The following is a 12,998-nucleotide window of genomic DNA, read 5'->3' as shown; positions in this document are numbered from 1 at the left end:
CGGGTTTATTTCTTCAGATCATCGAGTGCCAGGTTCAGCGCCAGAACGTTTACCCCAACTTCACCGAATATACCAAGCACAGCTTGCCGCGTATTGGCTTTGACCTGTTGAGAAACTGCTTCCGGGTCCAAACCACGGGCCTGAGCGACACGCGCCACTTGCAGCATTGCGTAGTCTACTGAGATATCCGGATCGATCCCCGATGCGGAACTGGTCACTGCATCGGCTGGAATGGCCGTCGTTACACCGGCTGACTTGAAGGATTCGACCGATGTTTTTACCCGCTCAACCAGTGCTGCCGATGTTGGGCCAAGGTTTGAACCGCTTGAGGCAGCAGCATTATAAGGGTCGGGGCTGGTGGCGGATGGGCGCGGCCAGAAATAGATATCGCTGGTAAAATTCTGGCCGATCAGACTGGAGCCGACAATAGTATCGCCGCGCTTTATCTGGCTTGAATTTGCCTGTGCCGCAAACAGAGTCTGGCCGATTCCCGTCATGGCAAGTGGATAAAGCAATCCCGTGACGACGGTCAAAATGAGCGTGAGTACGATTGCTGATCGAATTTGGTTTAGCATCGCAATTTCCTTTAAACGAGGTTGAGTGCGGCGACGATCATGTCAATCGCCTTGATGCCGACAAACGGCACCAGCAGCCCGCCGAGCCCGTAAACCAGAAGATTACGCCGCAAGAGAGCAGATGCGCCGACTGGCTTGTATGAGACACCTTTCAGAGCCAGCGGTATAAGCGCGATAATGATCAAGGCATTGAAGATGACAGCCGAAAGGATTGCCGATTGCGGCGAGCTCAACCCCATGATGTTGAGTGCGCCAAGCTGCGGATAGGTTACAACGAACAGCGCCGGAATGATCGCAAAGTATTTGGCTACGTCATTGGCAATTGAAAACGTTGTCAACGAACCCCGCGTCATCAGGATCTGCTTGCCGATTTCGACAATCTCAATCAGCTTGGTCGGACTTGAATCGAGATCGACCATATTACCGGCTTCACGCGCAGCCTGCGTACCAGACTGCATCGCAACCCCGACATCAGCCTGCGCAAGTGCAGGCGCATCATTGGTGCCGTCGCCGCACATGGCGATAAGCCGTCCGCCCTGTTGTTCCTTGCGGATATAGGCAAGCTTCTGTTCAGGGGTGGCTTCCGCCATGAAGTCGTCAACGCCCGCTTCAGACGCGATCGCGGCGGCAGTGACAGGATTATCGCCCGTGACCATGACCGTCCTGATGCCCATGGCACGCAGGGCGGCAAAGCGCTCCTTGATATCCGGCTTGACCACATCCTTCAGATGGATCACGCCAAGCAGTTTTCCATTATGTGTCACACCAAGAGGTGTTCCGCCTACGCGAGCGATGGAATCGACCGCCTTCTGGAAACTTTGTGGGGCAGTGTCTTTTGTCAGACCTGCAACATTCAAGATTGCATCGATCGCACCCTTGCGGATTTGCTCCTTGCCAATATCCACCCCGGAAATACGTGTCTGGGCGGCAAAAGGTATGAACGTTGCCTGCTTGCCATCCAATACTGTGTTGGAGAGCCCGTAATCGGCTTGAGCCAAAGCCACGATGGAGCGGCCCTCTGCTGTTTCATCAGAGAGCGAGGCTTGAAGCGCTGCATTTGCAAGCTCTTCTTCCGCAATACCGTCAACTGGGATGAACTCGGTTGCCATACGATTGCCGAAGGTAATCGTGCCGGTTTTGTCGAGCAAAAGAGTGTCCACATCGCCAGCGGCTTCTACCGCGCGCCCAGATGTTGCTATGACGTTGAAGCCGATAAGCCGATCCATGCCGGCAATGCCGATCGCAGAAAGCAGGCCGCCGATTGTCGTCGGAATGAGCGTTACGAAAAGCGCTGCAAGCACGGTAACAGTCATGATCGTGCCGGAATAAGCGGCAAGGCCTGAAACAGTCACAACTGCGATAAGAAACACAAGTGTCAGACCGGACAGCAGGATCGACAAGGCTATTTCATTTGGTGTCTTCTGCCTCTCCGCGCCTTCGATCAGTGCGATCATTCGATCAACGAAGGTTTCGCCTGGCTTGGTTGTAATACGCACAATGAGCCAGTCGGATAAAACCTGCGTGCCGCCTGTTACCGCTGATCGGTCACCGCCGGACTCGCGGATAACAGGTGCCGACTCGCCAGTGATGGCACTTTCGTTCACCGAAGCCACACCTTCAATGATTTCACCATCGCCGGGCACAAGATCATTGACCTCGATATAGACAAGGTCGCCGACTTTAAGGCTTGTGGCGGGCACGACATCATAGTCCTTGCCATTGGCAGACTTCAGCCGTTTGGCCACAAGGTCCGATTTCGTGCGCTTCAAACTGTCCGCCTGCGCCTTGCCGCGTCCTTCGGCGATCGCTTCCGAGAAGGTCGCGAAAATAACGGTGAACCAAAGCCAGGCGGCAATCTGCCCGGAAAATAATGGTGTTCCGCTTCCGCTTATCATGTCGCGCAACCAGAGAAGCGTCACCATAGCCGCGACGACTTCGGTGGTGAAGATGACCGGATTATGCACCAGCTTCATCGGATTGAGCTTGATGAATGATCCTTTCAGTGCCTGAACCAGAATGGCACTGTCGAACATGGATATTGATTTTGCCTTTGAAGACATTTTGCTGATCCTTAGAACGTCTGACCGGAGAGCATCAGGAAATGCTCGACGATGGGACCAAGGGCGAGAGCAGGAAAATACTGCAAGCCGCCGAGAATGATGATGATACCGATGAGCAGACCAACGAAGAGCGGGCCATCGGTTGGGAATGTTCCTGCGGAAGCTGGAACCTTCTGCTTGCCGACAAGTGATCCCGCAATTGCAAGAACCGGCACGATATAGGCAAAGCGGCCGAGCAGCATGGCAATGCCAAGTGTCGTATTGTACCAGATCGAGTTAGCCGTCAGGCCGGCGAAGGCAGAGCCGTTATTGCCCGCAGCGGATGAGTAAGCATAAAGGATTTCCGACAGACCGTGCGGACCCTTGTTAAGCAGTCCGGCAAGACCTACGGGCAATATTGCAGAGATTGCAGTAAAGCCGAGGATTGCCAACGGCAGTACAAGAACGGCCAGCATCGCAAATTTCATCTCTCTCGACTCAATCTTCTTGCCGAGAAATTCGGGGGTGCGGCCAACCATCAGCCCTGCAACGAACACTGTGAGAATTGCAAAGATCACCATGCCGTAAAGCCCGGAACCGACACCACCCGGCAATACTTCGCCAAGCTGGATAAGGAACATCGGAATAAGACCGCCAAGCGGCGTCAGCGATGCGTGCATCGAATTCACGCCGCCATTGGAAAGGCCGGTTGTCACGGCGGCGTAAAGGGCGGTGCCAGCCTGACCAAAGCGAATTTCCTTGCCTTCCATGTTCCCTTGCAAGGAGTCCACTCCCAGTTGGGTCAGGATAGGATTGCCGCTTGTTTCCGCCCAGTAGACCGCACCAATGCCGATGATGAGCAGGATCGCCATTGCTGACAGCAGCGCCCAGGCTTGGCGGCGATGGCCGGCAATCTGCCCGAATGCGTAGACCATTGCCGATGACACGACGAGCATCGAGAACACGCCGAGATAGTTCGAAAAGGCGTTCGGGTTTTCAAACGGATGTGCGGCATTGACGTTGAAGAAACCACCGCCATTGGTGCCAAGCTGTTTGATAGCTTCCTGGCTGGCGACCGGCCCTGTTGAAATGATCTGCTTTGCGCCTTCCAGCGTTGTGGCTGTAAATGAACCATCAAGCGTTTGGGGCATGCCGAGCGCGATAAAGAGCAGTGCAACAATGACGGCCAGTGGCAGCAGCACATAAAGCGTCGCTCTGGTCATATCGACCCAGAAATTGCCAAGCGTGGTCATGTTTGAACGCACGAATGCCCGAGACAAGGCAACAGCGATCGCCATTCCAGTTGCAGCAGAAAGGAAGTTCTGCACGGTGAGTCCTGCCATCTGGCTGAAATGACTCATCGTGGTTTCACCACCATAGGACTGCCAGTTGGTGTTGGTGATGAAGCTGACCGCCGTGTTGAAGGCGAGGTCAGGTGCAACACCAGCAAATCCCTGCGGATTAAGCGGCAAGATGTCCTGTAGTCTCAATATGCCATAGAGAACCAGGAAGCCCGCAGTGCTGAAAAGCAGAACACCGAATGCATAGGAAATCCAGTTCTGCTCGCGACTTTTGTCTATTCCGGCAACAGCGTAAAATGCCCGTTCAACAGGATTGAGCACCGGCGAAAGAAGCGTTCTTTCCCCAGCAAAAACATGGCTCATATAAAGACCAAGCGGCTTGATCGCCAAAAGAACGGCGAGCAGCGTCAGGCTGATTTGCAGCCATCCGACAAGTGTCATTGGTAGTCTCCGAAATGGAAAATGGGGAATTCAGCGAAAGCCTGACAATCGTTCAGGGTGAGCCGAAAATGGTAGGGTTTGAGAACCGGAGCGGAGTGTACTTTTTTGTATGTGAGCACCGGATCGCAGAACCCTGCCATTTGCAGGCCACCCTGAACGATTTTCAAGCCGCTAGAAGCGCTCGGGCGCAACAAGGGTCACGACCAAATAAGCGCAAAGGCCGGCAGCAACGCCAAGGCCGAGAATAAGCTCAAACACGGCTTAATGCCTGTGCGTAGAGGCCCAGAAGCAGCAAGATACCGCAACCGAGCGCAACGAAGATAAAGTCCAGCATGTCAGTTATCCATTTGGTTTAGCTGGACCCAACATGCGCTTATCGGCGTCAGTTATCGATTGTGAATAGAGATGCTGCACATAAGGAAAACATAAGGAAAATGACAACGGGAATGCGATGACATTCCCGTTGTCCTCAACATTACTTGGACTTTTTCGCGCCCACAAGTTCATCCCACTTCCTGAATGCAATGACCATCTTGTCAGGCTTCAAGGGCAGTTCGATTGGATTATTGGCAATAAGGTCAGCATATTCCGGCCGCCCGAATTCCTTGATAACATCCTGGCTGCGTTGCGGAGCCATGGATAAAGGCACGTTTTTCACCGCAGGTCCGGGATAGAGATATCCCTCGTCATAGGAATAAGCCTGTGCTTTTGGTGTTAGCAGAAACGCCATCAGGTCGAGCACGACTGCAACCTTATCCTCAGCTATTCCCTTGGGAACACACATGAAGAAAGCATCAGAAACCCAATGGAAGCCCTTAAGTGTGCCGATCTTTGCGGTTTCCGGGACAATGCCAAGAGCACGCGGATTTATGTCCCAGCCGGTTGTGCTGATGATGATATCGCGCGAACCCTCGCCGAATTCCTTCATCGTCACGCCGGTTCCTGCCGGATAATAATCGATATATTGACCGATCTCGGCCAGATAAGCCCAGGTTTTCTCCCAGCCATCCACCGGATCGGAAGGATCCTTATCGCCGAGGAGATAGGGCAATCCCATCATGAATGTGCGGCCCGGGCCTGAATTTGTCGGACGGGCATACATGAAGCGGCCTGGATTTTCCTTGGCATAGGCAAGGAGTTCCTCGGCAGTCGTGGGAACTTTCTTCACGCGCTCCGGATCATATTCGAGCAAAGGTCCGGACGGGTAATAATTGATAACAACACCATAGCCATCGCCCTGCGCCTTCAAAAGATTTAAGGCGGCGGGTTCGTAATTCTCTTCAAGGTTTGGAAATGTCGAAGAGAAATCGGGTAGAATTTTCATCCAGGTTTGATTGACGAGACCCGCGGCAAGCCCGTCACTTCCGGTCAACACAAGGTCAATATCAACGCGATTGGCGCTTTGTTGTGCCTTTAGTTTTCCGGCAAGTTCAGTGACCGGGGCTTTGGCGAAAATGATCCGCGATGCGCGCTCAGGATAAGTCTTTGCATATTCCTCAAAAGCCGGCTGACTCAAAGCCAGCGCACCGCCAACATCCATAACGGTGATGACAACCGGCGATGCAGGCAGCGCTGGTGCTGCCGCCCGTGCTCCGGTAATGCCTGTGACAACAGTGGCCGCCATGCCACCCAGCACTGTGCGGCGATTCAATCGAAAGAAGTCGTGTGTCATTCCATTCCCCTTTTTGTTTTTGGATCGATTATCAGAAAAACCGTTCTTCGTTGCCGATACGAACCCGCGTCACATTCATGGATTGAGACCATTCAAGTTCGCTTAACGCCAAGCTCACCCCATGCGCCTCCAATACCGGAGCAAGCGCTTGCAGCAGCCTGGTCGAAGCCATTTCCACGGCCTGTTCAAAGGTGGCGATGTTCCAGCGCACAAGATTGCGCACCGCATCGTCCAGGCAAAGCGAAGACCCGGCCAAGCCCGAAGAATCGCTCTGGCTGACCACACCGTATTCCGACCGATCAACCTGCATACCGGCAAATGGATAGGTTCCAGCAGGGGCAGCAGCGGCGGCAACGGCGTCAGTAACCAACGCCGAGCGCTCAAATCCTTTGGCTCGGATCAGGCTTTTCAACACATAAGGCGGCATATGAATGCCGTCGGCAATGAAGGTTGCGAGCAAACGGTCCTCTGCCAGCTGTGCGAATAGCGGATTGTCGAGCTTGGGCAATATTTGCGGCAAGCCATTGCCAAGATGGGTGGAAAGCCCCGCACCCGCATCTGCCGCCGCCGCGATAATATGATTGTCGGCTGACGAATGACCAATGGAAACGAGCCTGTTGCTGGCACGCATCGCTTTTATAAACTCGAGCCCGCCATGAATTTCAGGCGCGACCGTCACCAGCAGAATTGGCCGCTCGATTATTTCCTGCAATGCAGTGACAAGCGCAGGATCGGCTGCCGTCATGGCATTGGCTGGATGGCATCCGGAAAAACCATCGGCAGGATTGAGAAATGGACCTTCAAGATGATAGCCGGGACACATGAGCGGTCCAAGGCGGCTTTCGCGCACAGCCCTGTCCAATGCCATGAAACGGACTTCAAGCTCATCACGGTGTGCAGTGATTATCGTAGGCAGGCAGGTCGTAACTCCCGAAGCCAACATGGCTTCAAGAGCAAGGTCCAATGTCTCAGGCGTAATGCCGGGATCGTTGAAATCAACCCCGGCAAAGCCATTTACCTGAATATCGACAAGGCCCTTTGTAATCATGAAAGTTTCGATGCCGATGCGGGATCAAGGAAGAGCACGGTATGAGGGTGCTTCTGCACAATGGACGCTGGGTGCACCGGATCAATCTTGCCTTCCACTGCATCCTTTACCGCCTGCGCCTTACGTTCGTCCGGCACGGACAGGATGATGAGTTTGCTCTTCAGAATCTGTTTGATGCTCATGGAAATGGCTTTTTCAGGCACAGCCTCAAGGGTCGGAAACCATCCCTCCCCCATTTGCTGTTTGCGGCAGGCTTCATCAAGCGTCACAACAATATAGGGCTTGTCCGTCTCAAAATCGGCAGGCGGGTCATTGAAGGCAAGATGGCAATTCTCGCCGATTCCAGCAAAGCAAACATCAATGTCATGGTCGGCAATCAAGGCGCTCATGCGCTCGGCTTCTGCTGGTGCATCGACCTCGGCATTAATTGGATGAAATGCAACGACACCGCCCAGAGGATCGACGAATCGCTCCTGCAGAAACTTTCGGAAACTTGCCGGGTGGGCAATGTCCATTCCAACATATTCATCGAGATGAAATGCCGTCACCTTGGACCAATCGATACCTTCAGCAGCCACCAGATTCTGCAAGACCTCGAACTGGCTGGCACCTGTGGCCACGATAATAGACGCTTTGCCTTTGGCTGCAATTGCTGCGCGGATTGCTTCTGCACCCAGTTTGGCTGCCGCTTCACCCAAAACAGCCTTGTCGGCTAATTGTCTTATATCGATCATATTTTATCCCTTGTGGACGTGTCATCGGCTTGCTCTCATAGTAAGCACAGCTTTATATGACACGGCAAGGTATTTTCGAATATTGAAGTTCAAAAATAGAAACGGGCAGAAACTCCATGTTTTTGACGATTGACGAAACCGCATATGACGACGCGCACCAACGCGATTGCGCGCGCGTCTCGGCCCTGCTGTCCGGCCCGGGCCCACATTCGCGAGCCAGCGTCGCTGACCAGTTGAAAATGACATCGACAGCCACCTCTCATGTGGTGAGCGATCTGACGGAGCGCGGCCTGGTTAAAGAGCGGCCGGGAACGAAGATGGGCCGGGGTCGTCCACCAGTAGAAATAGGGCTGAATTTTCAGCGTCTGGGTGCCTCTGTCATCCACATTTCCAGCCGCACTTTGCTCGGCTTTCTTCTGGATCTCGGCGGCACCACCCTTGAACACAGGGCCGTGGAAATCCCCGCCGATGCGGACAATGCCGTCATGGCTGATGCAATGCGCCAGCTGGTCAAGTGGCTGATTGCACAATGTCCGGCTGGGATGATTCATATGGGAACTTCCGTTGCCGTGCCCGGCGTTGTCGATGTCCAAGCCCGAACATGGCTCATAACCTCCCGCTGGCCAAAAGTGCGCAATCTCGACATTGGCAGCGCGCTTGCTTCGGCGACACCTGTTGCAACTGTTTGCAGACACCTTGATGCAGAACTTGACGCTCGAACGACGCAGGAATCGGCCTATCGCAGCGGCAATACGCTGCTGATGCACTGGGGATGGGGCATTGGTCTTTCCTGCAGTATCGCTGGTCAGCCATTCCTGCAAAATGGCGGTCCATTCGGAGAGATTGGCCATTGGCGTTTTAACGCCTTGAGCGAGCGCGAATGCGATTGCGGTAATCATGGATGCCTGGAAACGGGGGCCGCTTTATGGGCTCTTCTACCGCGTCTGCGGGAATTATGGCCTGACCTTTCGGACGAAGAGGAGTTGTTGGCCGGGCAATTGGCAGGCCTGCCCCTGGTCGATGTTCCTGAAGTGACGGAAGCCATAAAACTCATGGCACGCTCGCTGACAAATGTATGCCGCCTCCTGTTTCCCTCACGTGTTATCGTAACGGGCCCGTTTGTAGCCAATGAGGATGTGTGGCAGGCATTCACAAGCGCATTCAAGACGGAGGGGCTTATCGGTTCGCTGGAATTGCCAACCTTGATCGCCGACAAGTTCAGTCAAGACTATGTTATTCATGGTGCGTGTCTGCCGCTGTTGAATGCAGGACTGGAAACATTCATCAGGCAAAACAAGCGCGCCGCATAAGGCATGTTCATAGCCGGGTGCGGAACAAAATCTCTTACCAGCTATTGTTCTTTGAAATCCTCTGCAAAGGAGTTTCCCAATGGGCCTGCCCATCACCATACATGCGTTTCCCGACCCAGTGACAGTGCGATTTCTTGATGTCGTTATAGCATCCACAGACAGGGCTCTGGAGCTGCGTGAAGCCGGGCATGAACCGGTGCTCTATATCCCCTTCGACGACATCTACTTCGTCCATCTCGAAAAAACGCAGACGCGAACGCACTGCCCTTTTAAGGGGGACGCCTCCTATTGGCGGATAACCGGTCAGGGTGAAGCTGCCAATGATGCTATGTGGGCTTATGAAGAACCCAAGGCCGAGGTGGCTCAGATTGCAGGACACGGCGCATTCGACCCCCGCAAGGTAACATTTGAAGGCGTGAAGGCCCGGCAGGTTCTGTCCTGATCAGGGTTAAATCACCAAGCGCGGCACTGCATCTATCAATACTTGTGTCGCAATGGCTTGTGGATTTACCAGCACCTCTTCCGTATAGCCCTCTTCGGCAATACGGCCCTCTTCCATGACAATCATGCGGTTCGCGAAAGCGCGGACCACAGCCAGATCATGGGAAATAAACAGGTAAGAAACGCGGGTTTCCGCTTGAAGGTCCAATAATAGATTGAGGATTTGAGCACGCACCGACACATCAAGCGCTGATACCGGCTCATCCAGCACGATCAGTTGAGGCTTGGTGAGGATTGCGCGCGCAATGGCAACCCGTTGGCGCTGGCCGCCGGAAAGTTCCAAGGGCAGACGTTGCAGATATTGCGTGCCGAGCCCAACTCTTTCCAGCGTCTGGGCGAGAATATCGCCATATTCACTCTTGCTCGCAAAGCCATGAATGCGCAGTGGGTCTTCCAAAATGCGCTTCACATTTGCTCGCGGATTGAATGCCGCCAAAGGATCCTGAAACACCATTTGGAATCGTGGCCTCATGCGGCGCAAGGCGACGCCGCCCATATGCGTTATGTCCTGCCCCAAGAGGTGAATGCTTCCCTCGTCAGGCCGCGTTAACCGCATCACCAGCCGGGCCAATGTCGTTTTGCCCGAACCCGAGCTGCCAGCAATAGCCAAGGTTTCGCCGTGCATGAGCGAGATATTGATATTCTTCAATCCGTCATGGCTGCGGTCGCCAAAACGCTTGGCGACATTCCTTAGCTCCATAAGGGGAGATGATGAGCCATCCATCATGGCAAATCCGCCATGTTCAATTCCGGAAGGCGGGTGCTGCGTGGCCGGTCCAGCGAAATATAGGTGTCAATCAATGCCTTGGTATAGGGGTGCTTCGGCTCCCTCAGCAATTGGCTCGCCGCCCCAGTCTCCACTAGTTCTCCCTGATAGAGCACAGCAATTTCGTCAGCCCGCTCCGATGCAAGGGCAATGTCATGGGTCACGAACAATAGCGTCAAGCCGCCATCTTTGACCAACTCATCCAGCAGATCGACAATGTGCCGCTGGATAACCGTGTCCAATGCGCTGGTCGGCTCATCCGCGATCAAAATTGAAGGATTTCCCGCAAGCGCCGCTGCCAAAGCGATACGTTGTTTCTGACCGCCCGAGAATTCATGCGGATAGCTGTTGAGACGCGATAATGCCTTTGGAATTTTTACCCGGTCCAGCAATTCGGCGGCACGCACCCGCGCGGCTATCCAGCTCATGCCGAGATGCGTCGCCACAACTTCGGCGATCTGATCTCCAACCTTCATAACCGGATCGAGGCTGCCGCTGGCATCCTGAAACAAGACACCAATTTCACTGCCAAGTTTCGGGCGGTGACCTGCAAAGTCAATTGTACCATCGATACGTGCTTTTTTTGGCAAAAGACCAGCGACAGCCATGGCCAAAGTCGACTTGCCCGACCCGCTCATACCGATCAATGCCAGCCTCCCACCCTTTTCCAATTGCAGCGAGACATCTTTGAGCGCTGTTGTGCTGCCATAGCTCACATTCAGATTCCGCACATTCAGGTAACTATCTGTCATGGCTGCAACCTTTCCGTGCGAGAAAGCCCGCGCCCGATCAGATGAACACTCAGAACAGTGACAACCAGCGCGATACCGGGCACGATTGAGAGGTAGGGAGCCGCTCGTAAAACCGTGCGGCCTTCTGCAATCATGCTGCCCCAGGTCACCCGGTTCGGATCGCCGAATCCGAGAAACGACAAGGCTGCTTCAATGAGGATCGCAGTAGCAACGGAAATAGCTGCTAGCGATGCTGTCGGCCCGAATGCATTGGGGAGTATTTCCCTGAAGGCAATCTCGAACGGGCGCATGCCGAGTGTCCGTGCAGCCGCTACGAAATCGCGTTCACGCAATGATAGGACTTCGGCGCGCGTGACCCGGGCGGCTTGCGTCCAGTTGCCAAGGCTGATGGCCAGAACAAGCGTGGGCACGCTTGGCCCGGTAACGCTGATCGTGGCAAGCGCCAATAGAAATCCCGGCACGGTTTGAAACGCTTCGGTGATCCGCATCAGCACAATATCGGTAATTCCGCCGAGAAAACCGGAAATGGTTCCAACAATGCTGCCAATGATGAGGGCGGCTGCGGCCGAAAAGAATGCCACAAGCAACGTCGTGCGCGTTCCATGCACCAGCCCTGCAAAGACATCCCGTCCAAGCCTGTCGGTGCCAAGCAGATGCGCCTCCGATTCAAAAGGACGCAGCATAGCCTGCCCGCTGATTGCCAGCGGGTCACCCGGCGCAATCACCGGCGCGAACAATGCCATCAGCACGAGCAGCAAAAGCAGGGCAGCGCCGATCCTGAACGAACTCATCGCCCGATCCTCACGCGCGGATCAAGTTTGCCATAGGCCAGATCAACGAGCAGATTGGCGATAATCACGGTAATGGCGCTACACAGCAGGACTCCGAGCAATAAAGGCGTATCGCGGCGCGCCACAGCTTCCGCTGCCAGCCGGCCAAAACCGGGAATGTTGAAAACGCTTTCAACCACCACGCTGCCACCGAGCATAGCAGCCGATTGCCAACCAAGCATCGTTATCGCCGGCAGGACCGCGTTGCGGGCAACATGACGCCAGACGATACGGCGGCGGCTCAAACCCCTCGCCTCAAGGCCTTTTACAAAGGGATCGTGCCAGATTTCCGCCATGCGATCGCGCATCAAGCGGAGGTAAAGCGCGAGATAGACCATCGCCAGCGCGCAAACGGGCAAAATGAGATGCACCGCAATGTCGCCTAGTCGTGCAAGGCCGGTTTTGCCGGAAGCAATGCTCTCAATTCCGCCAATTGGCAGCCAGCGCAGATCAACCGCAAAGACCACGATCAAAACCAGCCCCAGCCAGAATCCCGGTACGGCATAAAGTGCCAGGGAACCCGTCGACAATATCCTGTCGCACAACGATCCGGGCCGGGCACCCGCCGCCACCCCCAGCAATGACCCTAAGAAAAATGCCAGGCCTGTCGCGATGCTCATCAAGAGCAATGTGACGGGCAGCCTTTCCGCGATGACTAATGTTACCGGGCGCTCAAATGCTGTTGACCACCCAAGGTCCCCATGGGCGAGCGTTGATATATAGGCCCCAAAACGATAGAACGGCCCTTTATCCAGGCCCCACTCCGTGCGTAGCTGCGTTATTTGCTCGGCATCCATGGCGCCGGAACGCGCTATATAGGCATCCACCGCATCGCCTGAAGCTGCCTCAAGCAGCAGAAAACTGCCCACCAGCACGATGAACAAAACCGGCAGCGCAGTGAGCAGGCGTTTCAGGAAAAATGCGGCAAGAGGCGGCAAAGGGTATCCTTCAAGAATTATCTGGTTGCTCCAAACTTATGCGTGGTTCGACAAGCTCACCATGAGGGAAGTGGTAGCATTGCAAATCGGA

Annotated in this window: 13 protein-coding genes; 2 read left to right on the top strand and 11 right to left on the bottom strand. The window is 54.5% G+C overall.

All coding sequences use genetic code 11. The annotated features are described in order from the left end of the window. Positions 1-5 precede the first annotated feature (5 nt). From kdpC to V9K95_RS10985, 7 genes are all read right to left on the bottom strand, one after another. Positions 6-575, bottom strand: a complete 570-nt coding sequence (gene kdpC, locus V9K95_RS11010; protein ID WP_336440816.1) for a potassium-transporting ATPase subunit KdpC — start codon at positions 573-575, stop codon at positions 6-8. A gap of 11 nt (positions 576-586) precedes the next feature. Then, entirely contained in the window at positions 587-2,635 is a 2,049-nt protein-coding gene (gene kdpB / locus V9K95_RS11005) for a potassium-transporting ATPase subunit KdpB (protein ID WP_336440815.1), read from the bottom strand. Between the two features lie 11 nt (positions 2,636-2,646). Beyond that, on the bottom strand, positions 2,647-4,356 hold the full coding sequence (gene kdpA / locus V9K95_RS11000; protein WP_336440814.1) for a potassium-transporting ATPase subunit KdpA: 1,710 nt from the start codon (positions 4,354-4,356) through the stop codon (positions 2,647-2,649). A 171-nt stretch (positions 4,357-4,527) separates the two neighbouring features. Further along, positions 4,528-4,614, bottom strand: a complete 87-nt coding sequence (locus V9K95_RS23690) for a potassium-transporting ATPase subunit F (protein WP_115052002.1) — start codon at positions 4,612-4,614, stop codon at positions 4,528-4,530. Between the two features lie 217 nt (positions 4,615-4,831). After that, entirely contained in the window at positions 4,832-6,028 is a 1,197-nt protein-coding gene (locus V9K95_RS10995; RefSeq protein ID WP_370878813.1) for an extracellular solute-binding protein, read from the bottom strand. Positions 6,029-6,059: 31 nt separating this feature from the next. Then, entirely contained in the window at positions 6,060-7,076 is a 1,017-nt protein-coding gene (locus V9K95_RS10990) for an amidohydrolase family protein (RefSeq protein WP_336440813.1), read from the bottom strand. Next, complete coding sequence (locus V9K95_RS10985; protein WP_336440812.1) at positions 7,073-7,810, bottom strand: glucosamine-6-phosphate deaminase; 738 nt, start codon at positions 7,808-7,810, stop codon at positions 7,073-7,075. The genes V9K95_RS10990 and V9K95_RS10985 overlap by 4 nt, the downstream gene beginning before the upstream one ends. A 116-nt stretch (positions 7,811-7,926) precedes the next feature. On the opposite strand from V9K95_RS10985, the gene V9K95_RS10980 reads away from it, so the two are divergent. Together V9K95_RS10980 and V9K95_RS10975 are read left to right on the top strand one after the other, a co-directional pair. Then, the gene (locus tag V9K95_RS10980) at positions 7,927-9,120 is read left to right on the top strand and encodes an ROK family protein (RefSeq protein WP_336440811.1); all 1,194 of its coding nucleotides are present in this window, start codon (positions 7,927-7,929) and stop codon (positions 9,118-9,120) included. A 79-nt stretch (positions 9,121-9,199) separates the two neighbouring features. Continuing rightward, on the top strand, positions 9,200-9,562 hold the full coding sequence (locus V9K95_RS10975; protein ID WP_115052010.1) for a DUF427 domain-containing protein: 363 nt from the start codon (positions 9,200-9,202) through the stop codon (positions 9,560-9,562). A 6-nt stretch (positions 9,563-9,568) separates the two neighbouring features. On the opposite strand, the gene V9K95_RS10970 is transcribed toward V9K95_RS10975, so the two are convergent. From V9K95_RS10970 to V9K95_RS10955, 4 genes are read right to left on the bottom strand one after another with little or no spacing between them, the layout of a single operon-like run. Next, positions 9,569-10,348, bottom strand: coding sequence for an ABC transporter ATP-binding protein (locus V9K95_RS10970; RefSeq protein WP_336440810.1), 780 nt, complete (start codon positions 10,346-10,348; stop codon positions 9,569-9,571). After that, on the bottom strand, positions 10,345-11,139 hold the full coding sequence (locus V9K95_RS10965) for an ABC transporter ATP-binding protein (protein ID WP_336440809.1): 795 nt from the start codon (positions 11,137-11,139) through the stop codon (positions 10,345-10,347). Before V9K95_RS10965 ends, V9K95_RS10970 begins: the two co-directional genes overlap by 4 nt. Beyond that, positions 11,136-11,930, bottom strand: a complete 795-nt coding sequence (locus V9K95_RS10960) for an ABC transporter permease (protein WP_336440808.1) — start codon at positions 11,928-11,930, stop codon at positions 11,136-11,138. Before V9K95_RS10960 ends, V9K95_RS10965 begins: the two co-directional genes overlap by 4 nt. Then, positions 11,927-12,907, bottom strand: a complete 981-nt coding sequence (locus tag V9K95_RS10955; RefSeq protein ID WP_336440807.1) for an ABC transporter permease — start codon at positions 12,905-12,907, stop codon at positions 11,927-11,929. The genes V9K95_RS10960 and V9K95_RS10955 overlap by 4 nt, the downstream gene beginning before the upstream one ends. Positions 12,908-12,998 lie beyond the last annotated feature (91 nt).

Source organism: Phyllobacterium sp. CCNWLW183 (genome assembly GCF_037203775.1).
Lineage (GTDB): Bacteria > Pseudomonadota > Alphaproteobacteria > Rhizobiales > Rhizobiaceae > Phyllobacterium > Phyllobacterium ifriqiyense.
This window is presented reverse-complemented; position numbering and strand designations above follow the sequence as displayed.

Bases quoted from the DNA above. Each gene is read 5' to 3' on its own strand.
- kdpA (WP_336440814.1), bottom strand. From the start codon at position 4,356: ATGACACTTGTCGGATGGCTGCAAATCAGCCTGACGCTGCTCGCCGTT.
- V9K95_RS10965 (WP_336440809.1), bottom strand. From the start codon at position 11,139: ATGACAGATAGTTACCTGAATGTGCGGAATCTGAATGTGAGCTATGGC.
- kdpC (WP_336440816.1), bottom strand. From the start codon at position 575: ATGCTAAACCAAATTCGATCAGCAATCGTACTCACGCTCATTTTGACC.
- kdpB (WP_336440815.1), bottom strand. From the start codon at position 2,635: ATGTCTTCAAAGGCAAAATCAATATCCATGTTCGACAGTGCCATTCTG.
- V9K95_RS10975 (WP_115052010.1), top strand. From the start codon at position 9,200: ATGGGCCTGCCCATCACCATACATGCGTTTCCCGACCCAGTGACAGTG.
- V9K95_RS10985 (WP_336440812.1), bottom strand. From the start codon at position 7,810: ATGATCGATATAAGACAATTAGCCGACAAGGCTGTTTTGGGTGAAGCG.
- V9K95_RS10995 (WP_370878813.1), bottom strand. From the start codon at position 6,028: ATGACACACGACTTCTTTCGATTGAATCGCCGCACAGTGCTGGGTGGC.
- V9K95_RS10960 (WP_336440808.1), bottom strand. From the start codon at position 11,930: ATGAGTTCGTTCAGGATCGGCGCTGCCCTGCTTTTGCTGCTCGTGCTG.
- V9K95_RS10980 (WP_336440811.1), top strand. From the start codon at position 7,927: ATGTTTTTGACGATTGACGAAACCGCATATGACGACGCGCACCAACGC.
- V9K95_RS10990 (WP_336440813.1), bottom strand. From the start codon at position 7,076: ATGATTACAAAGGGCCTTGTCGATATTCAGGTAAATGGCTTTGCCGGG.
- V9K95_RS10970 (WP_336440810.1), bottom strand. From the start codon at position 10,348: ATGATGGATGGCTCATCATCTCCCCTTATGGAGCTAAGGAATGTCGCC.